This window comes from Streptomyces sp. NPDC003038, from assembly GCF_040611115.1.
Classification (GTDB): domain Bacteria; phylum Actinomycetota; class Actinomycetes; order Streptomycetales; family Streptomycetaceae; genus Streptomyces.
In genome coordinates, this window is sequence record NZ_JBEXNN010000004.1 from 262,364 (window position 1) to 282,573 (window position 20,210).

At 72.1% G+C, this 20,210-nt stretch carries 17 protein-coding genes and 2 tRNA genes; 14 read left to right on the forward strand and 5 right to left on the reverse strand.

The window, feature by feature from the left end:
• Positions 1-146: 146 nt before the first annotated feature.
• Positions 147-743 (forward strand): hypothetical protein, encoded by a 597-nt coding sequence (locus ABZX75_RS07800; RefSeq protein WP_355408949.1) that lies wholly within the window; start codon positions 147-149, stop codon positions 741-743.
• A 169-nt stretch (positions 744-912) separates the two neighbouring features.
• The gene (locus ABZX75_RS07805) at positions 913-2,562 is read left to right on the forward strand and encodes a long-chain fatty acid--CoA ligase (protein ID WP_355408951.1); all 1,650 of its coding nucleotides are present in this window, start codon (positions 913-915) and stop codon (positions 2,560-2,562) included.
• On the opposite strand, the gene ABZX75_RS07810 is transcribed toward ABZX75_RS07805, so the two are convergent.
• The 3 genes from ABZX75_RS07810 to ABZX75_RS07820 form a co-directional block, all read right to left on the reverse strand.
• Positions 2,559-3,146, reverse strand: coding sequence for an antibiotic biosynthesis monooxygenase (locus tag ABZX75_RS07810; protein ID WP_355408953.1), 588 nt, complete (start codon positions 3,144-3,146; stop codon positions 2,559-2,561). The two genes, ABZX75_RS07805 and ABZX75_RS07810, sit on opposite strands and share 4 nt — an antisense overlap.
• 13 nt (positions 3,147-3,159) lie before the next feature.
• Entirely contained in the window at positions 3,160-6,555 is a 3,396-nt protein-coding gene (locus tag ABZX75_RS07815; protein ID WP_355408955.1) for a PAS domain-containing protein, read from the reverse strand.
• A gap of 119 nt (positions 6,556-6,674) precedes the next feature.
• Positions 6,675-7,100 (reverse strand): SSI family serine proteinase inhibitor, encoded by a 426-nt coding sequence (locus tag ABZX75_RS07820; RefSeq protein ID WP_355408957.1) that lies wholly within the window; start codon positions 7,098-7,100, stop codon positions 6,675-6,677.
• 182 nt (positions 7,101-7,282) lie between these two features.
• Here ABZX75_RS07820 and ABZX75_RS07825 point away from each other — a divergent pair.
• From ABZX75_RS07825 to ABZX75_RS07875, 11 genes are all read left to right on the forward strand, one after another.
• Positions 7,283-7,373 (forward strand) — tRNA-Ser (locus ABZX75_RS07825).
• 287 nt (positions 7,374-7,660) lie between these two features.
• A tRNA-Arg gene (locus tag ABZX75_RS07830) sits at positions 7,661-7,733 on the forward strand.
• 213 nt (positions 7,734-7,946) lie between these two features.
• Positions 7,947-8,312, forward strand: a complete 366-nt coding sequence (locus tag ABZX75_RS07835) for a PH domain-containing protein (protein WP_301369204.1) — start codon at positions 7,947-7,949, stop codon at positions 8,310-8,312.
• Positions 8,313-8,908: 596 nt separating this feature from the next.
• Entirely contained in the window at positions 8,909-9,343 is a 435-nt protein-coding gene (locus tag ABZX75_RS07840) for an Lrp/AsnC family transcriptional regulator (protein WP_355408959.1), read from the forward strand.
• The gene (locus ABZX75_RS07845; RefSeq protein ID WP_355408961.1) at positions 9,340-10,227 is read left to right on the forward strand and encodes a DUF2797 domain-containing protein; all 888 of its coding nucleotides are present in this window, start codon (positions 9,340-9,342) and stop codon (positions 10,225-10,227) included. Before ABZX75_RS07840 ends, ABZX75_RS07845 begins: the two co-directional genes overlap by 4 nt.
• A 121-nt stretch (positions 10,228-10,348) precedes the next feature.
• Positions 10,349-10,687 carry an antibiotic biosynthesis monooxygenase gene (locus ABZX75_RS07850; RefSeq protein ID WP_355408963.1) on the forward strand — a complete coding sequence of 113 codons (339 nt, stop codon included), beginning with the start codon at positions 10,349-10,351 and terminating at the stop codon, positions 10,685-10,687.
• On the forward strand, positions 10,671-11,651 hold the full coding sequence (locus tag ABZX75_RS07855; protein ID WP_355408965.1) for an amidohydrolase family protein: 981 nt from the start codon (positions 10,671-10,673) through the stop codon (positions 11,649-11,651). Before ABZX75_RS07850 ends, ABZX75_RS07855 begins: the two co-directional genes overlap by 17 nt.
• A 72-nt stretch (positions 11,652-11,723) precedes the next feature.
• A complete protein-coding gene (locus tag ABZX75_RS07860; RefSeq protein WP_355408967.1) occupies positions 11,724-12,491 on the forward strand; it encodes a response regulator transcription factor in 768 nt (255 codons plus the stop codon).
• The gene (locus ABZX75_RS07865; protein WP_355408969.1) at positions 12,491-14,155 is read left to right on the forward strand and encodes a HAMP domain-containing sensor histidine kinase; all 1,665 of its coding nucleotides are present in this window, start codon (positions 12,491-12,493) and stop codon (positions 14,153-14,155) included. The genes ABZX75_RS07860 and ABZX75_RS07865 overlap by 1 nt, the downstream gene beginning before the upstream one ends.
• Positions 14,156-14,180: 25 nt before the next feature.
• Positions 14,181-15,461 carry a bifunctional glycosyltransferase family 2/GtrA family protein gene (locus ABZX75_RS07870; protein WP_355408971.1) on the forward strand — a complete coding sequence of 427 codons (1,281 nt, stop codon included), beginning with the start codon at positions 14,181-14,183 and terminating at the stop codon, positions 15,459-15,461.
• Complete coding sequence (locus ABZX75_RS07875) at positions 15,458-17,617, forward strand: glycosyltransferase family 39 protein (protein ID WP_355408973.1); 2,160 nt, start codon at positions 15,458-15,460, stop codon at positions 17,615-17,617. Before ABZX75_RS07870 ends, ABZX75_RS07875 begins: the two co-directional genes overlap by 4 nt.
• A gap of 32 nt (positions 17,618-17,649) precedes the next feature.
• Here the strand turns inward: ABZX75_RS07875 and ABZX75_RS07880 are convergent, their stop codons facing one another.
• Both ABZX75_RS07880 and ABZX75_RS07885 read right to left on the reverse strand, forming a co-directional pair.
• Positions 17,650-19,338, reverse strand: coding sequence for an MDR family MFS transporter (locus ABZX75_RS07880; RefSeq protein WP_355408975.1), 1,689 nt, complete (start codon positions 19,336-19,338; stop codon positions 17,650-17,652).
• 17 nt (positions 19,339-19,355) lie between these two features.
• Positions 19,356-19,778, reverse strand: a complete 423-nt coding sequence (locus ABZX75_RS07885; protein WP_355408977.1) for a MarR family transcriptional regulator — start codon at positions 19,776-19,778, stop codon at positions 19,356-19,358.
• Between the two features lie 176 nt (positions 19,779-19,954).
• Between ABZX75_RS07885 and ABZX75_RS07890 the strand changes: the two genes are divergently transcribed.
• Positions 19,955-20,197, forward strand: a complete 243-nt coding sequence (locus tag ABZX75_RS07890; protein ID WP_355408979.1) for a hypothetical protein — start codon at positions 19,955-19,957, stop codon at positions 20,195-20,197.
• Positions 20,198-20,210: the final 13 nt, after the last annotated feature.

A 20,210-nucleotide genomic window follows, 5' to 3' on the forward strand; every position in this document is an offset into this window, starting at 1 on the left:
GGAAGGTCCCGCCGGTCCGGCTCCTGGACGCATGGTCGCCCCCTCCCCCCGGTCGCTGCCCCCGCCGGCGCATTAGAGGGTGGTGATCGATTGCTATAGCGTGCTCGCGTCAAAAGGATGCACACACGCTCACGGGGGACTTCCACATGACCTATCCGCCGCAGCAGGGCCCCGGCCCGTACGGCCAGCCCGCCCCGTACGGACAGCAGCCGCCGCAGGGGCAGCCGCCCCAGCCCGGGTACGGGTACCCGCAGCAGCAGCAGCCCTTCCCGCAGCAGCAGGCGCAGCCCCCGTACGGCGGCGCACCGCAGCAGCAGATGTACCCGCCTCAGCAGCAGATGCAGCCGCCGCACCAGCAGCAGTGGTCCGCTCCGCCGCCCCAGGCACCCGCTCCGCCGTCCCGGCGCGGGGGCATGGGCGTCATGAAGATCCTGAAGATCATCGGTGTCGTGATCGTCCTCATCATGTGCGCGGTGGGTTACTTCGCGAGCCGGGACGACGCCGACAAGGCCGAGGTCGGGGACTGCCTCAAGAACAACGGGTCCACGGTGACTCCCGACCTCCAAGTGGTGAAGTGCGGTGGCGCCGACGCCACGTACAAGGTGGTCGAGGTGATCCCCGACACGCTGGACACCGAACGGTGCCAGGGCAAGTCGGACATCGGCTATCACGAGCAGACCAGCGGTTCCCGGCGCAGCTCGGGCAAGCAGTTCGTGCTCTGCATCAACGAGATCAAGAAGTAGGCGAAGGTGCGAAGGGGGCATGTTTCACGTGAAACATGCCCCCTTCTCCCGTCCGGGCCGCCGAGCCCTCGGTACACGATGTACGCCCGAGGTAGTGACATACCAAGTGGTATGCCTACAGAATCGCCCTGAGTAGCTACCGCCGCGTAACTCAATGGGGAGGCCCCCGGTGTACAGCACCATGCAGGACGTGCCGCTTCTTGTCTCTCGAATCCTGACCCACGGGTCGACGATTCACGGGAAGTCCCAGGTCACGACCTGGACCGGGGAGGCGGAGCCGCACCGCCGCAGTTTCGCCGAGATCGGCGCCCGAGCCACCCGCCTCGCCAACGCCCTGCGCGACGAGCTCGGGGTCCAGCAGGCCGACCGCGTCGCCACGCTCATGTGGAACAACTCCGAGCACGTCGAGGCGTACTTCGCCATCCCCTCCATGGGCGCGGTCCTGCACACGCTCAACCTGCGGCTGCCCCCCGAGCAGCTGGTCTTCATCGTCAACCACGCCGCGGACAAGGTCGTCCTGGTCAACGGCACGCTCCTGCCCCTGCTCGTGCCGCTGCTGCCGCACCTGCCGACCATCGAGCACGTCGTGGTCTCGGGTGTCGGGGACCGTTCCGGGCTCGAAGGCCTGAACGTGCGCGTGCACGACTACGAGGACCTCCTCGCGGGCCGCGCCGACACCTACGACTGGCCGCAGCTGGACGAGCGTCGGGCGGCGGCGATGTGCTACACCTCCGGCACCACCGGGGAGCCCAAGGGCGTCGTCTACTCCCACCGCTCCATCTACCTGCACTCCATGCAGGTCAACATGGCCGAGTCGATGGGCCTGACCGACAAGGACACGACGCTCGTCGTGGTCCCGCAGTTCCACGTGAACGCCTGGGGGCTCCCGCACGCCACCTTCATGACCGGCATCAACATGCTGATGCCGGACCGGTTCCTGCAGCCCGGCCCGCTGGCCGAGATGATCGAGCGGGAGAAGCCCACGCACGCCGCGGCCGTCCCCACCATCTGGCAGGGCCTGCTCGCCGAGGTCACCGCCCATCCGCGCGACCTGACCTCGATGAAGCAGGTCACCATCGGCGGCGCGGCCTGCCCGCCCTCCCTGATGGAGGCCTACGACAAGCTCGGTGTCCGCCTCTGCCACGCCTGGGGCATGACCGAGACCTCCCCGCTGGGCACCATGGCACACCCGCCGGCCGGTCTGAGCGCCGAGGAGGAGTGGCCGTACCGGGTCACCCAGGGCCGCTTCCCGGCAGGTGTCGAAGGACGCCTGGTCGGGCCCGGCGGCGGCGTCCTGCCCTGGGACGGCGAGTCGGCGGGCGAGCTGGAGGTGCGCGGCACCTGGATCGCGGGCGCCTATTACGGCGGCGCCTCCGGCGAACCCTTCCGCCCGGAGGACAAGTTCAGCGCGGACGGCTGGCTCAAGACCGGCGATGTCGGTGTCATCAGCCCCGACGGCTACCTCACGCTGACCGACCGCGCCAAGGACGTCATCAAGTCCGGTGGCGAGTGGATTTCCAGTGTGGAGCTGGAGAACGCGCTGATGGCGCACCCCGATGTCGCGGAGGCGGCCGTCGTCGCCGTTCCCGACGAGAAGTGGGGCGAGCGCCCGCTGGCCACCGTCGTCCTCAAGGAGGGCGTGACCGTGGACTACGCGGGACTGCGTGCGTTCCTCGGCCGGTCGATCGCCAAGTGGCAGCTGCCGGAGCGCTGGACGGTCATCGAGGCGGTGCCGAAGACCAGCGTCGGCAAGTTCGACAAGAAGGTGATTCGCAAGCAGTACGCGGACGGCGCGCTGGACGTCACCAAGCTCGACTAGCCGCCGGCCCGGCCGCCCGTGAGCCATGGCCGCAGCAGCCTGCTGACGGCGGGCATGGCCACGTACGTCATCAGCGTGCTGAAGACGACGGCGAAGGCGGCCGTCCGCAGCACGAAGTGCAGATCCACCAGGTACGGCCCGAGTACCGCGTTGCCGATCAGCGAGATCGGGAAGATGGCCAGCCCCGAGCTGATCGCCATCTTCCATCGCGGCGGCGCGGGCCGGGTCGTACCCGGCTTGGCGAACCAGGTCTCCATGCCGTGCAGCTCACGGCGCGCCAGCTCGGAGTGGCGGTGACCCTGGCAGTTCGCGAACCAGCGGGCCCGCTCCGGTGAGTCCTGCCACGCCTGGAACGCCGCCTGGTTGCGGAACCGGTGGACGAGGAACCAGGGCCCGCCCGGCGTCGCGGGCCGGAAGAACCCGTACCCGAGATGGTCGGGGAAGGTCGCCGCCGTGTTCAGGATCCCGGCCGCCCAGGTCTCGAAGGCCTCCTCGTGACCGGGCTCCACCTGCCGGGCGATCAGCAGCGTCACCTCCCCGTTGTCGGCGGGGACGCTGTGCTCGGTCGTGTCGATGATGGCCATCGGCCCAGGATTACTAGTTGGTGCCGATCTTGGCCAGCAGGTCCACGATGCGGCCCTGCACGTCCGGCGTGGTGGCCCGCTCGGCGAGGAAGAGCACGCTCTCCCCGGAGGCCAGCCCCGGCAGGTCCGCCGCTTCGATGCCGGTCGTGGTGTAGACGACCAGCGGCGTGCGGTTCAGCTGTCCGTTGGCCCGCAGCCAGTCCACGATCCCGGCCCGCCGGCGGCGCACCTGCATCAGGTCCATGACCACCAGATTGGGCCGCATCCGCGTCGCCAGTTCCACGGCGTCGGTGTCGGCGCCCGCCCGGGCCACCTGGAGTCCGCGCCGCTCCAGGGCGGCGGTCAGCGCGGTCGCGATCTCTTCGTGCTCCTCGATCACCAGGACCCGGGAGGGATGCTGCTCGCTGTCCCGCGGCGCGAGCGCCTTGAGGAGGACGGCCGGATCGGCGCCGTACGCGGCTTCGCGCGTGGTGTGCCCCAGCCCGGCCGTGACCAGCACGGGCACCTCGGCGGCCACCGCGGCCTGGCGCAGGGACTGCAGGGCGGTCCGGGTGATCGGCCCGGTCAGCGGGTCCACGAACAGCGCGGCGGGGAACGCGGCGATCTGCGCGTCCACCTCCTCGCGGGAGTGCACGATCACCGGGCGGTAGCCGCGGTCGCTCAGGGCTTGCTGCGTCTGCACGTCGGGAGCCGGCCACACGAGCAGCCGGCGCGGGTTGTCCAGGGGCTCCGGCGGAAGCTCATCGTCCACGGGGCGCGGCACGGGCCGGTTGACGACCTCGATGGCGCCGCCGGGACCGTCCAGCGGCTCGGGGCCCTCGTCGGAGCCGGCCTCGGGGGCCCCTATGGCGAACGCCCGGCCCTGGGGCGCGGGCTCGGAGAGGCGGCGTCGGCGGCCGGAACCGCTGGCGTCCACGGAGATGCCCTGGCCCAGGGTGCCGAGGGCGCGCACGCTGATCGGCTGCGGAGCCTGGCCCTCAGCCGGGGCGTCCTGCGGCTGCCGGGCCCCGGGGACCGCGACCTGGCCGGAGGCGTCCGGGCCGTCGGGAGCGGTGGGGGCCGCCGGGACCGGCCATGCCGGGGCGTCGGAGAGGGCCCGCCGCCGCCCGGTCGGGGGGGCCGCGGTTCCGGTCTCGCCGGCCGGCCCGGCCTCCTCCACCGCCTGGACACCGGTGACTTCGGGATCGGCGACGGGCGCGCTCAGCACCCGGCGCCCACGCCGCCCACCCGGGGCCTCGGCGTCGGCTCCGGGAGCGGGAGCCGGGCCGGCCATGGCGCGGGCCTGCGGAGCGGGCGCAGCCGGTGCGGGGCTCGGGCTCGGACCCGCGGGCAGCGCGAAGCCGCCCTCGGGAGCGATGGGCCGAGCGGCAGACGGTGCGGGTGGGGGCGTCGGCCGCAGCCCGGTCGCCGGCACGGGACCACCGGGGTGCGCCGGACCGGCCGGACCCAGCGCCCGCCGCCGCCCGGCGGGATGCTCGGTCACCGGAACGGGGGGCACGTGCGGCCCCGGCGCGGGCGCAACGGACGGGACGGGAGTCACGGGAGTCACGGGAGTTACGGGCGGGAGCGCGGGCATGCCGGTCCCCTGCGGGGCCACGGTGTGCCCGCTACCGCTCTGACCGCCCTGGCCGCTGCCGTCACCGTCGCGGCCACGGCGGCGCCCGGTGCCGAGCCCCGCCGGATTCACCGGGGACTGCGCGAGCTCGGGGGCTGCCACGTCGACGGCTTCGGAGCCCGGGCCCGCTTCGCCCGCCCGCCGGCGCCCGGACGGCAGCGCCAGCGCGCCTCCGCCCTCGGGTGCCTTCGCGGCGCCGTCGGCCCCGCCCGGGACCTCGTCGTCCAGGAAGGCGTCCACCCCGCGCCGGGCCCGCCGTCCGCCGGAGACCTTCCCCGCGGCGGCTTCGTCGCCCCCGGCGGCCGACGGCTCCTCCGCCGGTTCGGGCAGGGTCACCGTCCCGGCTCCCGCGCCCAGCGGCAGCTCCAGCACGTACGCCCCACCGGGCGCGCCCGGCACCTCCACCGTCTGCAGCACACCGCCGTGCGCGGCCACGATGCCCCGCACGATCGGCTCGTGCACCGGGCTGCCGCCCTCGTACGGCCCGCGCACCTCGATCCGTACGACCTCACCGCGCTGCGCGGCGGCCACCACGATCGTCGAGTCGCTGTAGCCGCTGCCCTGGCGGGTCTTGCCGGTGGCGTCCACCCCGGCCACGTCCGCGACCAGGTGTGCGAGCGCGGTCGCGATCCGGTCCGCGTCCACCTCCGCCTCGATGGTCGGCGCGTGGACGGCGAACTGCGCGCGCCCCGGCCCGATGAGCTCGACCGCGCCGTCGATCCCGGCCTTGACGATGCCGTTGATCAGTACGTTCTTCTTCGCGAGCTTGTCCGCGCCGGCGTCCAGGCGCTGGAAGGCGAGCACGTTGTCCACCAGCGTGGTCATCCGGGAGTACCCGGCGGCCAGGTGGTGCAGCAACTGGTTCGCCTCGGGCCACAGCTGTCCCGCGTCGTCGGCGGCCAGCGTCGACAGTTCCCCGCGCAGCTCCTCCAGCGGCCCGTGCAGCGATTCGCCGAGGACCGCCAGCAGCTGCGCGTGACGCGCGGCGAGCGCGTCGTAGGGCCGCCGGTCGGTGAAGGTCATGACGGCGCCGACGAGCAGCTCCCCGTCCCGTACGGGCGAGGTGGTCAGGTCGACCGCGACCGGCTGCCCGGACTTGTTCCACAGCACCTGTCCGCGCACGCGGTGCTTGCGTCCGCTGCGCAGGGTGTCGGCGAGGGGGGATTCCTCGAAGGGGAACGGCGAGCCGTCGGTGCGCGAGTGCTGGATCAGCCCGTGCAGTTCGCGGTTGCCGAGGTCGGTGGCGCGGTAGCCGAGGATCTGCGCGGCGGCCGGATTGACCAGCACCACCCGTCCGTCGGTGTCCGTGCCGACGACGCCTTCGGCGGCGGCCCGCAGGATCATCTCGGTCTGCCGCTGCGAGCGGGCCAACTCGGCCTCGGTGTCCACGGTCTGGGAGAGGTCCCGTACGACGAGCATCAGCAGCTCGTCGCCGGTGTAGGACGGCTGCGGCTCGCGGTAGGCGTCACGACCGTCGAGATGGGCGCTGGTGACCTCGACGGGGAACTCGCTGCCGTCGGTCCGCCGCGCGATCATCCGGGTGGGCTTGGCCCGGCCGCCCTCGGCCTCGCCGGGCCGGCGCATCGAGCCCGGGATCAGCTTGGAGTCGAACTCGGGCAGGAGGTCGAGCACGCCGCGCCCGACGAGGCCGGTGCCCGGGCTCTCCATGACCTCGAGGGCGATCGAATTCGCGTTGACGACCGTGCCGTTGGCGTTGACGAGCAACAGCGCGTCCGGAAGAGCGTCGAGTATTGCTGCGAGGCGAGCAGCGCCTCGGGATGGCCTGCTGCTCACGACGAGCTTCCTCCCTGACCACAACTACCGGCATGTCACGGGAGGAGTCTAAGGCCACAGCCCCGCGGCGGGGTGGCGGAAGTCGGGTGGATACCGCCCATCCCCCGCATCGTCCCAGGTCAGGAACGCCCACTCGGAAGCAGAGGTTCCAATTCGTCCCAGCGGCTGATTTCGCATCCGTTCGTCCGCCGGAAGGTCGCGTCCACCTTGTGACCGTTCCAGGTCCCGGTGATCCGGGCGGTGGCCGGGCCTCCGTGCTGCAGGGAGCAGACCTGCCGCTTGGAGACGGGGGCGAAGGGGTCCCTCCCCTCCTCGGCGAACTGATCCAGCCGCGCGCAGGCCTGCCGCGCCTCGGGGTGGTCACCGCCGACGGGGTCGCATTCGAGCCGGTACTCCCGGTCCAACTGGCGGTTGCCGGTGTCGGTCATGGCGATGGTGAGGCGGTCGGGTGCCGCCAGCAGCCGCCCCAGGGGCAGCGGGGGCAGTGGCCCCGCCGCTGCCGCGGCCAGGGCGGAGGTGACGGCGAAGGCGGCGAGACGCAGCATGGGCACTCCAGGTCGTCCGTACGTCGTACGCCTGACCAACGACGCGGGCGCGCCGACGTTGCGTACCGGGGGCTTAAGGCTTTGCCCTCGGCCCGCCCGTGCTAGTACCGTGGGAGCGGATTGGTGACCGGCCCCGCGCCTGTGTCATCATCTGCAGGCACCTTCGTACGCGAGGGTGTGCTGGAGGCGTCGCCTAGTCCGGTCTATGGCGCCGCACTGCTAATGCGGTTTGGGGCTTACCCCCCATCGAGGGTTCAAATCCCTCCGCCTCCGCGCTTCACGAAGCCCCGGTCCGTATGGACCGGGGCTTCGATGCTTTCCGGGGGCGGCGGCGCGCGCCGCACCCGCCGGGATCGCTCGGGCCCGCCCCGACGTGTGTGCGACCCCCGTCCGCCCCCCACCCCTCCCCCGCGCGTCCCCTGCGAACCCAACCGGATGATCTTCTTCCGGCTCGTTTCCCCAGGTCACTAGCGGTTTCGGTAATGGATTTCGCGTCCCGGCGAGGTCCATGTATTGTTGTTCTCGCAAGGCCAACGGGGCGCAAAACCCCAGCAAGCCAAGCACTCGTAGCTTAACGGATAGAGCATCTGACTACGGATCAGAAGGTTGCAGGTTCGAATCCTGCCGAGTGCACAGCCTGAGAGGCCCCCCGGTTCACCGGGGGGCCTCTTGCGTTGCCCGGAGTCGGCGTTGCCCGGATCGGGCGGGGTGGGATCTCCTCCTTGGTGAGGACGGCGTACCCCGGAGGAGGTGGGGGGCGAAGTCGCTCTGGTGGGGGACGCCGGCCGATGGGGGGCCTCGGTACGGTGTGGAGATCGTTCGGACCTGAAAAAAAGGGGGGCCCTCATGGGGCTGTTCGGGAACGCACACACCGTCGACCCTGTGTCGGCGCAGCGGGACTACGCGCGGCTGCTGGGGCAGGGGGAGCAGGTGCATGCGGCGTACCTGCTGATCCGGGACACGATCCTGTTCACCGACCGGCGGCTGGTGCTCGTCGACAAGCAGGGGCTCACGGGGAAGAAGGTGGAGTACCACTCCGTCCCGTACCGGAGCATCACGCACTTCTCCGTGGAGACCGCCGGCCACTTCGATCTCGACGCCGAGCTCAAGATATGGATATCGGGGAGCTCGGCACCGATCGAGAAGACCTTCACCAAGGGTGTCGACATCTACGAGGTCCAGGCGATCCTGACGCAGTTCGTCGCCCGGTAGCCGGCCGCGGCAGGCCTCTCCCTGGACCCGCGGGAGACCCGTCACGGCCATCACCGGCGAGGAGAGCGAGGTGATGGTGGTGAGGAAGGGGCGGTTGCTCTGGGGGCCGCCGAAGGCGGTGTTCGAGGCCGGTTCGGGGGCGCGGACGCGGCTGGTCGGGGTGGCGTCCGGTTCGGTGCGGGGGGCGTGCCGGTTGTCCTGCTCATAGGTGATCAGGTGGCCTTCGTGGCCGAGGTGTTGCGGTTCGGGTGGCCGAGCCGGGGAGCGGAAGGCGCAGAGCGCGTCGGCCGCCTCGTCCCGGCGAAGCATCCGGGCGTCGGGGACGTCGCTCCACACCGGTTGCCGCCAGGCGGGCAGATGGAGCGGGCCCTCCGCCCAGCGGAGTCGTCGCAGAGCCGTTCCAGGCGGGCGTCGCCGTTGGTGCGGCGGCCGGTCCGGTGGGGTTGCCCAGAATCTCGTACAAGGCGAGACCGGCTATGGCAGGCGCTGGCGCCACTGGTGCGGTGATGTGCCGAATGTCGTTCGGCATGAGGGTGGGATTGCAGGAACAGGTACCTTCTTCGCGAGAGCCGAGCGGCTCATGGGAGGAAGATCGCGTGGACGACATCGACCGGGCGCTCGTCCTGCGCCTTCAGCAGGACGCGGGCCAGTCGTACGCCGCCCTCGGCGCCGCCGTCGGGCTGTCGGCCGGGGCCACCCATGAGCGCGTACGCAAGCTGCGCGAGCGCGGAGTCATCCGGCGGACCACCATCGACGTCGATCCGGCCGCCGTGGGCAGCGGGGTGCTCGCCTACGTGATGGTCGACTCCAACGCCTGGATGGGCGAGTCCGGTGGCGCCTTCGCGGAGATCCCCGAGATCCAGGAGGCGCACATCATCGCGGGCAGCGCTTCCGTGCTGGTCAAAGTGCGCACGGCCTCCACCGAGCAGCTGCAGGACGTCCTGCGCCGCCTTTACGCGATCGACGGCGTCAGCGGGACGCACGCCACCGTCGTCCTGGACACCTTCTTCGAGCGGTCGCTGCCGCTGTGACGTGGTGGTGCACCGGTATCCGGTGGAACGACGGCCGCCCCGCCATCGGCTGGTACCGCGAGGGGCGCGGCGAGCGGGCAAGCTCGCTGTCGTACGGGCAGCAGCTGGCCTTCGTCGCGCGCGGGGAGCGGCGCTGCCTCGGTGTGCGGCGGGCGGGGAAGCGGACACCGTGCCCCACGGCCGCCACCGTGCCCGGCCGGACCGGCCATGCGCAGTGCCCCGCATGCGCACGCCTCGACCGGTCGTTCTCGGTGGCCGCCGACACCAACACCGCGGATCCTCGCACCTATCGCGTCTACCTGGCGTGGTTCGGTCCCGGTCTGGTCAAGGTCGGCATCACCGCCGAGGAGCGCGGGCCGGCCAGGCTGCTGGAGCAGGGGGCGGTGACCTGGGCCTGGCTGGGGCGCGGGCCGTTGATGGCCGCCCGGCGCACCGAGGAGTTGCTGCGGGCCGCCCTCGGGGTGCCCGACCGGATCGCGTACGCCCGTAAGCGCGCCGTACGAGGTCACCTGCCGCCCGCGTCCGAACGGGCCGGGGAGGTCGCCGAGCTGCATGCCCGGGCGGCCGGGCTGCCCGGTTGGCCGGAGTCGCTGGAGCGGGTGGCGTGCGAAGTCACCGACCACGCCGGGCCGTTCGGGCTGGACGGGCTGCCCGCACCGGTACGGGTGATCACCGAGATGGTCCCCGGTGGGGCGGTGGCGGGTCGCCTGGCGGGCGCCGCCGGGCCCGATCTGCACCTGGCGGACGGGCTCGTGGTCGACACCAGGCTGCTGGCCGGCTGGGAACTCGCCGCACCGGGAGCCGAGGCCGTGACGGCGGTACCGGTGTCGCAGATCCCGCCCGCCGCCGGCGGAGCCGTCGACAGGCAGGACGGGCTGTTCTGAGGATTCCGGGCGGATCCGGGGGCGCGCCGGGCTGCGTCCATGGTCAAAACTTGGATCCCTTTGGCCTCCCGGGGCGGATTCCTGTGGACATGCCCGGGGCGCGCCGCAGAGGGTGGGTGACATGAGCATTCAGCCGGTACAGGCCTTCGAACCGCCGTACGTGATGGCCGTTTTCAGCAGTGTCCACACTTCCGACGACAGCGGTTACTCCGAGACCCTCGCCCGGATGAACGAGATCGTCCGCGAGAACCCGGGCTTCCTCGGCTACGAGTCCGCGCGCACTCCCGGAGGCCTCGGCATCACCGTCGCCTACTTCCGCGACCACGAGTCCCTCACCGCGTGGCGGCAGGACCTGGAACACCAGGCGGCCATGAGGCAGGGTCGCTCCGACTGGTACGAGAGCTACACGCTCCACGTCGGGACCGTCGAGCGGAGCCACGGTTTTGTCCGCAACGGCTGAGGCGGTCCGCGCCTTCCGCGAGCGGCTCGGGCTGCGCGGACTGGTCGACGTACATACGCACTTCATGCCCGAGCGGGTGCTGGACAAGGTGTGGGACTACTTCGACGCGGTCGGTCCGCTGACCGGCGTCCCGTGGCCCATCACCTACCGGCACGAGGAGGAGCAGCGCGTCGCGCTCCTGCGGGAGTTCGGGGTCCGGGCCTTCACCGCCATGCTCTATCCGCACAAGCCGCAGATGGCCGCCTGGCTCAACGCCTGGTCCGCCGATTTCGCCGCCCGGACGCCCGACTGTCTGCACACCGCGACCTTCTTCCCCGAGGCGGGCGCGGACGCGTACGTACGCCAGGCCGTCGAGGCGGGGGCGCGGATCTTCAAGGCGCACCTCCAGGTCGGCGGGTACGACCCGAACGACGACCGGCTGGACCCGGTCTGGGGGCTGCTCGCCGAGGCCGCCGTCCCGACAGTGATCCACTGTGGTTCGGGGCCCGTCCCGGGCAAGTACACCGGACCCGGGCCGATCGCGGGGCTGCTGGCCCGGCATCCGCGGTTGCCGCTGGTCATCGCCCACATGGGCATGCCCGAGTACGCCGACTTCCTCGACCTCGCCGACCGGTACAGCGAGGTGCGCCTCGACACGACCATGGCCTTCACCGACTTCTCCGAGCAGTTCAGCGGCTTCCCGCCCGGGGACCTCGGGCGGCTCGCGGACCTCGGCGACCGGATCCTGCTCGGCACCGACTTCCCGAACATCCCCTACCCGTACGAGCACCAGCTCGCCGCTCTCGAACGGCTCGGGCTCGGCGACGACTGGCTGCGCGCGGTCTGCCACGACAACGGCGCCCGGCTGTTCCGCCTGGACGCCCTCGATGGCCTCGACGCCCTCGATGGCCCCGACGGCCCCGACGGCCCCGACGCCCCCGGCGGTCCCCACCGGCTCGACGGCCCCGACCGACCCCTCAGCTGAGCGGCGCCGATTCTCAGGAGATTCACAGGAAGGGACAAGAACGCTCTCAGAGGCGCCGGACAACGTGATCGCATGACCGCGCCGACCACCTCCCACGCGTCCACGTCCACCAGCAACGCCACGGCCCTCGTCCGGCCCGACGGCGGCCCCTGCCGGGTGCTCGTCGTCGACGACGAGGCCGCCCTCTCGGAGCTGCTGTCCATGGCCCTGCGCTATGAGGGCTGCGAGGTCCGCACCGCCGGCGACGGGGCGGGCGCGGTGCGTGCGGCACGCGCGTTCCGGCCGGACGTCGTGGTCCTCGACATCATGCTCCCGGACATGGACGGGCTGGCCGTCCTCGGTCGGCTGCGCCGGGAGATCCCGCACGTGCCCGTGCTGTTCCTGACCGCCAAGGACTCCGTCGAGGACCGCATCGCGGGCCTCACGGCGGGCGGCGACGACTACGTCACCAAGCCGTTCAGCCTGGAGGAGGTCGTGGCCCGGCTGCGCGGGCTCGTCCGCCGCTCGGGCGCGGCGCAGGCGGCGCGAGGAGGTTCGGTGCTGGCCGTCGGCGATCTGCGGCTCGACGAGGACAGCCACGAGGTGACCCGTGGCGGTCAGGAGATCCACCTGACCGCCACCGAGTTCGAGCTGCTGCGCTACCTGATGCGCAACCCGCGGCGGGTGCTGAGCAAGGCACAGATCCTGGACCGGGTGTGGTCCTACGACTTCGGCGGCCAGGCCAATGTGGTCGAGCTGTACATCTCCTACCTGCGCCGGAAGCTGGAGAGCGGGCCCGGCCGGCCGCCGATGATCCACACCCGGCGCGGCGCCGGCTACCTGATCAAGCCCGCCGAGTAGTGCGCCCCGACCTCGGCCTCGCGCGTCGCGGTCCGCGCCGCCGCCCGGCGGAGGCCCGGCGGCCCTGGTCCCTGCGTACCCGGCTGGTCGTATCGGCGGTCGCGCTGATCGCGGTGGTCGGCGCGGCCATCAGTACCGTCACCACCCTCGCGCTACGCTCCTACCTCGTCGGCGAGCTGGACGAACAGCTGCGCACCGCCGTGGAGATGGCCTCGCAGGTACCGGACGCCAAGTCCCGGCGCGACATCAACCGCAGCTTCCTGCTGGCTCCCGGCACCCCCCTGGGCACCGCCGGGATCCGCCTCGACTCGGACGGCAAGCCCTACGGGGCGGGCCGCAGCGTCGCCGTCGAGGGGCCCTACCGCGACCACCGGGTACCGCTCACACCCGCCCAGACCGATGCCTTCGCGAGGGCGGCCAGGACGACCTCCGCCGACGCGGTGGATCTCGACGTCCCTGAGCTCGGCCAGTACCGCGTGCTCACCGCCCCCGACCGCAGCCTCGTGCTGGGCTTCCCGCTGGCCGAGGCCGACCGCACCGTGCGCACCCTGATCGCGGTGGAGGTCTGCGTCACCCTGGCCGGACTGATCGCGGCCTCCCTGGCCGGGCAGGCCCTGGTCGGGGTTGCCCTGCGCCCGCTGCACCGGGTGGCCGCCACCGCCGCCCGGGTCTCCGAACTCACCCTGCACAGCGGCGAGCCCGCGCTCCACGAGCGGGTCCCGGACGCCGAGGCCGACCCACGCACCGAAGTGGGCCAGGTCGGTGCGGCCCTCAACCGCCTGCTGGGCCACGTGTCCTCGGCCCTCACGGCCCGCCAGCAGAGCGAGACCCGGGTCCGGCAGTTCGTCGCCGACGCCAGCCACGAGCTGCGTACGCCGCTGGCCTCCATCCGCGGCTACGCCGAACTCACCCGCCGCGGGCGGGAGGAGCCAGGCCCCGATACGCGCCACGCTCTGGGCCGCATCGAGTCCGAGGCCACCCGTATGACCGGCCTGGTCGAGGACCTGCTGCTGCTGGCCCGGCTCGACGCGGGCCGCCCGCTCTCCTCCGCCGACACCGACACCGACACGGACACCGGCACGGACACCGGCACGGACCTCGCCCCGCTCGTCGTCGACGCCGTCAGCGATGCCCGGGCCGCAGGGCCCGGGCACCACTGGCACCTTCGGCTGCCCGACGAGCCCGCGCCCGTCCGCGGCGATCCCGCCCGGATCCAGCAGGTCCTGGTCAACCTCCTCGCCAACGCCCGCACTCACACCCCGCCGGGTACCACTGTCACCGCCGATGTTTCACGTGAAACATCCGCCGTCCGGCTGCGGATCGAGGACGACGGGCCCGGCATCCCGCCCGCCCTGCTCCCCCATGTCTTCGAGCGCTTCGCCCGAGGCGACGCGTCCCGCTCCCGGGCCGCGGGATCCACCGGCCTTGGGCTCGCCATCGTCCACGCGGTGGTCTCGGCGCACGGTGGCCGGGTCGCCGTGGAGAGCGAGCCGGGGCGGACCTGCTTCGAGGTCCTGCTGCCGCTCGCCGAGGGCGCACCGAGACGACCGCCGGAGTGGGAGACGAACCCGCCTTCGGACGAGGCGACGAACTCGACGAGCTCGACGAACTCGACGAATTCGACGAACGCACAGACAGGCCACAGGCTCACCACACAGCGGTGACAGGGCGCCCGGCGAGGGTCGGTGGATGCCCCTCGACACCTCTCCCGGTGCCCTCCCGGCGCGGGCGCCCCTCGCGCCCGCCCCCGGCGCGCCCGTTCTCGACGTGGTGATCCCGGTCTTCAACGAGGAGAAGGACCTCGGCCCGTGCGTGCGCCGCCTGCACGAGCACCTCACCCGCACCTTCCCGTACCCCTTCCGGATCACGGTCGCCGACAACGCGAGTACCGACCGCACCCCCGCGATCGCGGCCGAGCTCGCCGCCACCGTCGACGGCGTTCGCAGCACCAGACTGGAGGAGAAGGGCCGCGGCCGGGCCCTGCGCACGGTCTGGTCCGACTCCGACGCACCCGTCCTCGCATACATGGACGTGGACCTCTCCACCGACCTCAACGCCCTCCTCCCGCTGGTCGCCCCGCTGATCTCGGGCCACTCCGACCTCGCCATCGGCACCCGCCTCGCCCGCACCTCGCGGGTGGTGCGGGGAGCGAAGCGAGAGTTCGTCTCGCGGGCCTACAACCTCCTGCTGCGCTCGTCCCTCGCCGCCCGCTTCAGCGATGCCCAGTGCGGCTTCAAGGCCATCCGGCGGGAGGTCGCCGAGCGGCTGCTGCCGCTGGTGGAGGACTCGGGCTGGTTCTTCGACACCGAGCTGCTGGTGCTCGCCGAGCGGGCCGGGCTGCGGATCCACGAGGTACCGGTGGACTGGGTGGACGACCCGGACTCCACCGTCCACATCGTGAAGACGGCCACCGAGGACCTGAAGGGCGTCTGGCGCGTGGGCCGGGCCCTGGCCGTCGGCGCGCTGCCGCTCGACCGGCTCGCCCGCCCCTTCGGCGACGATCCGCGCGACCGCACCGACCTCCCCGGAGTGGACCGCGGGCTGGCCCGCCAGCTCATCGGCTTCTGCGCCGTCGGAGCGCTGTCCACGCTGCTCTACCTGCTGCTGTACTCCGCCTTCCGCGCCGCGGCCGGCCCGCAGCTCGCCAACGGCGCCGCCCTGCTGCTCTCGGCCGTCGCCAACACCGCCGCCAACCGCCGGCTGACCTTCGGCGTCCGCGGCCGGGACGGGGCCGTGCGCCACCAGGCACAGGGCCTGGCGGTGTTCGCCATCGGACTGGCCCTGACCAGCGGCTCGCTCGCCGCCCTCGGCGCCGCCACCGCCGATCCCGCACACAGCACCGAACTGGCCGTGCTGATCACGGCCAACCTCGCCGCCACCGTCCTGCGGTTCCTGCTCTTCCGCGCCTGGGTCTTCCCGGAACGCCGTGCCACCCACGCCAAGACGCCGACTTCCAAGGAGGGCCGATGACCACGGCCGTACCCTCAGCCTTCATCCCGCCCGTGCCCGAACGGACCACGGCCTCCGCGGGCGTCGGCCGGCCCCGCTGGGAAAGGCCCGCCCTCGGCGCGCTCCTCCTCGCCACCGCCGTGCTGCTGCTCTGGAACCTGGGCGCCTCCGGCTACGCCAACTCCTTCTACTCCGCGGCCGTGCAGGCGGGCAGCGAGAGCTGGAAGGCCTTCTTCTTCGGTTCCTCCGACGCCGGGAACTCCATCACCGTCGACAAACCTCCTGCCGCCCTGTGGCCGATGATGCTGTCGGTCCGGCTGTTCGGGCTGGGAGCCTGGCAGATCCTCGTCCCGCAGGCCCTGATGGGCGTCGCCACCACGGGTGTGCTGTACGCAGCCGTGCGGCGCCAGTTCGGCCCCGGCGCGGCGCTGCTGAGCGGCGCCGCCTTCGCGCTCACGCCCGTCGCCGCGCTGATGTTCCGCTTCAACAACCCCGACGCGCTGCTGACCCTGCTGCTGACGGTCACCGTCCACTGCGTGCTGCGCGCCCTCGACGGGGCCCACACCCGGTGGCTGGTCTGGGCCGGTGTCGCGGTCGGCTTCGCCTTCCTCACCAAGACCCTCCAGGCCTTCGTCATCCTGCCGCCGCTCGCCCTGCTGTACGCGGTCTGCGCACCCACCCGGCTGCGCAGGCGGCTGGGTCAACTTCTGCTGGCCGGCCTGGCGATGGTGGTGGCGGGCGGCTGGTGGGTGGCCGTCGTGGAGCTCTGGCCCGCGGGCTCGCGCCCGTACATCGGCGGTTCGCAGACCAACTCCTTCCTGGAGCTGACGCTCGGCTACAACGGCCTCGGCAGGATCAACGGCAACGAGACCGGCAGCGTCGGCGGCGGAAACCGCGGTGGCGGTGGCGGCGGGGGCTGGGGCGAGACCGGCGTCGACCGGCTGTTCTCGGCCAATATCGGCGGTCAGATCTCCTGGCTGCTCCCGGCGGCCCTGGTCCTGCTCGTCGCCGGACTGGTGGTCACCTGGCGGGCCCGCCGGGCCACCGACTCGCTGGAGAGCATGGCCCGGGCGGCCTTCCTGGCCTGGGGCGGCTCGCTCCTGCTCACCGCGCTCGTCTTCAGCTTCATGCAGGGCATCTTCCACGAGTACTACACCGTGGCGCTGGCGCCGTACGTGGCCGCGCTGGTGGGCATGGGCGCCGCCGTGCTGTGGGAGGAGCGGGGCAGCCGCGCCGCAGCGCTCGCCCTGTCCGCGACCCTCGCCCTGACCGCCGTCTGGTCGTACGTGCTTCTGGGCCGGGCCACCGACTACCTGCCGTGGCTGCGCTGGACGGTGCTGGTGGCGGGAGTGCTCGCGGCGGTGGGGCTGCTCTTCGGCGCCGGGCTGGGCCGCCGGGGTCTGCTGGCCGCGGCCGGACTGGGTCTGGGCGCGGCGCTGGCCGGGCCGCTCGCGTACTGCCTGACCACGGTGAGCACACCGTACTCGGGCTCGATCGTGACGGCCGGCCCGGCCGTGGCGGGGGGCCGCGGCGGGCCCGGCATGCGCCTCGGCGCAGACGGCGAGCAGTTCCCGGGCGCCCCGGGCGCAGTGCCGCAGGGCGGTGGACCGGGCGGCACGGCCGCTGCACCGCAGTCCCCCCGGGGCGGGGTGCAGGATGATCCCGGCCGGACGGGCCCCCGTAACAGCCAGGCCGGTCCCACGGGCGCCGGTGGGGGCGGCGAGCTCTTCGGCGGCGGCCTCAGCGGCCTGCTCAACGGAACTCGGGCAACGGCCGAGGCCAAGGCCGCGCTGCGCGAGGACGCGGAGCGGTACACGTGGGGTGCGGCTGCCGTCGGCTCGCAGATCGCGGCCAGTTACCAGCTCGCGTCCGGCACCCCGGTGATGCCGATCGGCGGATTCAACGGCAGCGACCCGTCCCCGACGCTCCAGCAGTTCAAGGAGTATGTGCGGGCAGGCGAGATCCACTACTTCATCGGTCAGAGCGGGACGCAGGGCAACGGCCGGGGTGGTGAGGGAGGCCCGGGCGGTCAGGGCGGCGGAAGCGGTCCCGTCATGCGCCAGGGCGGACCGGGAGGTGGTACCAGCACCGCCATCGAAACCTGGGTGAAGGAGAACTTCACCGCGCAGAGCATGGGCGGAGCCACCTTCTACGACCTCACCGCACCGAAGTCCTGACGGCCCGGACCCCAGACCCCGGACCGTGGCCCTCAGGCCTTGGCCGAAGCCTCCGCAGGAGTGCCGGCCGCGGTGTCCTGCGCGGCCCCGGCCTGCGCGGCCCCGGCCTCCGCGGCCCCGGCCGCGGCAGGGGCATGGGCCGCGGGTTTCGACCTCAGCGCGACCTCCTTGATGAACACCACCAGGACCAGCGACAGCAGCGCGAACGGCGCGGAGTAGAGAAAGACATCGCCGACGCCGTGCCCGTACGCGGACTCGATGACCTCGCGGAACGGCGCGGGCAGCGTGTCGAGGTCGGGGATCCCGCCCCCGGCGGTGCCGCCGTGGCCCAGTGCCGCGGCCTTCGGGCCCAGGGCGGTGAGCCCGTCCTGGACGTAGTGGGTGACCTGGTTGGCCATGACCGCTCCGAGCGCCGAGACGCCCATGGCGCCGCCGAGCGAGCGGAAGAAGGTGACGACCGAGCTGGCCGCGCCCAGGTCCTCCGGAGCCACCTGGTTCTGGGTGGCGAGGACCAGGTTCTGCATCATCATGCCGAGGCCGAGGCCGGTCAGCGCCATGTAGATCGCGATGTGCCAGTACGGGGTGTCGTACCGCAGGGTGCCCAGCAGGCCGAGTCCGGCCGTCAGGAGTACGCCGCCGATGACGAGCCATGCCTTCCACTTACCGGTCCTGGTGATCACCAGACCGGAAAGGGTGGAGGAGACGAAGAGCCCGGCGATCATCGGAATCGTGAGGACTCCGGACATCGTGGGGGACTCGCCCCGGGCCAGCTGGAAGAACTGGCTGAAAAACACGGTCCCCGAGAACATCGCGACGCCTACGAACAGCGAGGCCGCCGAGGCGAGGGTGATGGTCTTGTTGCGGAACAGCCGCAGCGGGATGATCGGGTCGCTCGCACGGGACTCGACGAGGACGAAGAGCAGGCCGAGCGCCACCGAGCCGCCGGTCATCGCCCAGGTCTGCCAGGAGATCCACTCGTAGGAGTCGCCGGCCTGCGTGACCCAGATCAGCAGCAGTGAGACGGCCCCGCTGATCAGGAAGGCGCCCAGCCAGTCGACCTTGACGTCGCGGCGCACGACCGGCAGCCGCAGCGTCTTCTGGAGGACGATCAGGGCGATGACCGCGAAGGGTACGCCGACGTAGAAGCACCAGCGCCACCCCAGCCATTCGGTGTCCGTGATGACTCCGCCCAGCAGGGGGCCGCCGACGGTGGCGACCGCGAAGACCGCGCCGAGGTAGCCGCTGTACCGGCCGCGCTCGCGCGGGGAGATCATCGCGGCCATCACGATCTGGGCGAGTGCGGAGAGGCCGCCGACGCCGATGCCCTGGACCACGCGGCAGGCGATGAGCATGCCGGTGCTCTGCGACATGCCCGCGACCACGGAGCCGAGGACGTAGATCACGAGGGATATCTGGACCAGCAGTTTCTTGCTGAACAGGTCGGACAGCTTGCCCCACAGGGGGGTCGCGGCCGTCATCGACAGCAGGGCCGCGGTGACCACCCAGGTGTACGAGGACTGGGTGCCGCCGAGATCGCTGATGATCTGGGGCAGGGCGTTGGAGACGATCGTGGAGGACAGGATCGCCACGAACATGCCGAGCATCAGCCCGGACAGCGCCTTCATGATCTGCGGGTGGGTCATGGACATGGACGTGCCGTCGGACTTCGTCTCCGACTGGCCGCCGCCTCCCCGCGCGCCGGTGGGCGTGGTCGAAGCCATGTGTTTCCTTTGTCTGTCTAGAAGCTCGATCGGAGTCGGGCCAGCAGGGTGTTGAGTCCATCGATGTCCTCGGCGGACCAGTCGGCCAGCGCCCTTTCCAGTGCGACCGTGTACCGGGCGGCGAGCTCGGTGAGGAGCGTGCGCCCGGCCGGGGTGAGCCGCAGGATCCGGGAGCGGCCGTCGCCCGGATCGGTCTCGCGCTCGATCCAGCCGCGGTCCGCGACGTGGGCGACGTGCCGGCTGGTCACCGACATGTCGATGGCCATGAACTCGGCCAGTCGGCTCAGCCGCATCTCGCCGTGCCGGTCGAGCACGGTGAGGACGGCGGCGGAGCCGGGCGGGCACTCCGGGGGCAGGATCCGGGCGAGGTCGCGCTTGACCGCGCCGATTCCGGTGAGCTGGCGGGCCAGCTCCTCGTACCGAGCAGGAGCCGTTCTCACGGTTCTCGGCGTTCCCTTCGGCGTTCTCGGCGTGGTCGGAGTACTCGGATTGGTCACCGGGCTGCCTCCCCATCTTGTTGCTTAGAGCAACCATAGAAGCGGATGGTTGCTACAAGCAAATGAATCTGGGGGGTGGGGCGGTAAAGGAATGGGAAAACCCGCTAGGGTCCTGACCCATGGCTGCGAACCACAACTCACAGGGCCCCGAGGGCAACTACGACCCCGCGGGCAGCACTCAGATGTTCCGGGCGTTCGTGGAAGAGGCCGCGCCGGCGCGGCAGGCAGGGCCGGGAGCCCGCCAGCAGCGCCGTGCGCAGCAGCAGGAGCAGCAGGCCGGCTCCAAGAAGGGCCTCTGGCTGGGCCTGGCGCTCGGCCTGGTGCTGGTGGTCGGCGCGGTCCTCTGGTTCGCGACGCGCTGAGGCCCGGCGACCG

Excerpts from the sequence above, each read along its gene's own strand:
- ABZX75_RS07800 (WP_355408949.1), top strand. The coding sequence starts at position 147 with ATGACCTATCCGCCGCAGCAGGGCCCCGGCCCGTACGGCCAGCCCGCC.
- ABZX75_RS07810 (WP_355408953.1), bottom strand. The coding sequence starts at position 3,146 with ATGGCCATCATCGACACGACCGAGCACAGCGTCCCCGCCGACAACGGG.
- ABZX75_RS07820 (WP_355408957.1), bottom strand. The coding sequence starts at position 7,100 with ATGCTGCGTCTCGCCGCCTTCGCCGTCACCTCCGCCCTGGCCGCGGCA.
- ABZX75_RS07835 (WP_301369204.1), top strand. The coding sequence starts at position 7,947 with ATGGGGCTGTTCGGGAACGCACACACCGTCGACCCTGTGTCGGCGCAG.
- ABZX75_RS07850 (WP_355408963.1), top strand. The coding sequence starts at position 10,349 with ATGAGCATTCAGCCGGTACAGGCCTTCGAACCGCCGTACGTGATGGCC.
- ABZX75_RS07860 (WP_355408967.1), top strand. The coding sequence starts at position 11,724 with ATGACCGCGCCGACCACCTCCCACGCGTCCACGTCCACCAGCAACGCC.
- ABZX75_RS07870 (WP_355408971.1), top strand. The coding sequence starts at position 14,181 with ATGCCCCTCGACACCTCTCCCGGTGCCCTCCCGGCGCGGGCGCCCCTC.
- ABZX75_RS07875 (WP_355408973.1), top strand. The coding sequence starts at position 15,458 with ATGACCACGGCCGTACCCTCAGCCTTCATCCCGCCCGTGCCCGAACGG.
- ABZX75_RS07880 (WP_355408975.1), bottom strand. The coding sequence starts at position 19,338 with ATGGCTTCGACCACGCCCACCGGCGCGCGGGGAGGCGGCGGCCAGTCG.
- ABZX75_RS07890 (WP_355408979.1), top strand. The coding sequence starts at position 19,955 with ATGGCTGCGAACCACAACTCACAGGGCCCCGAGGGCAACTACGACCCC.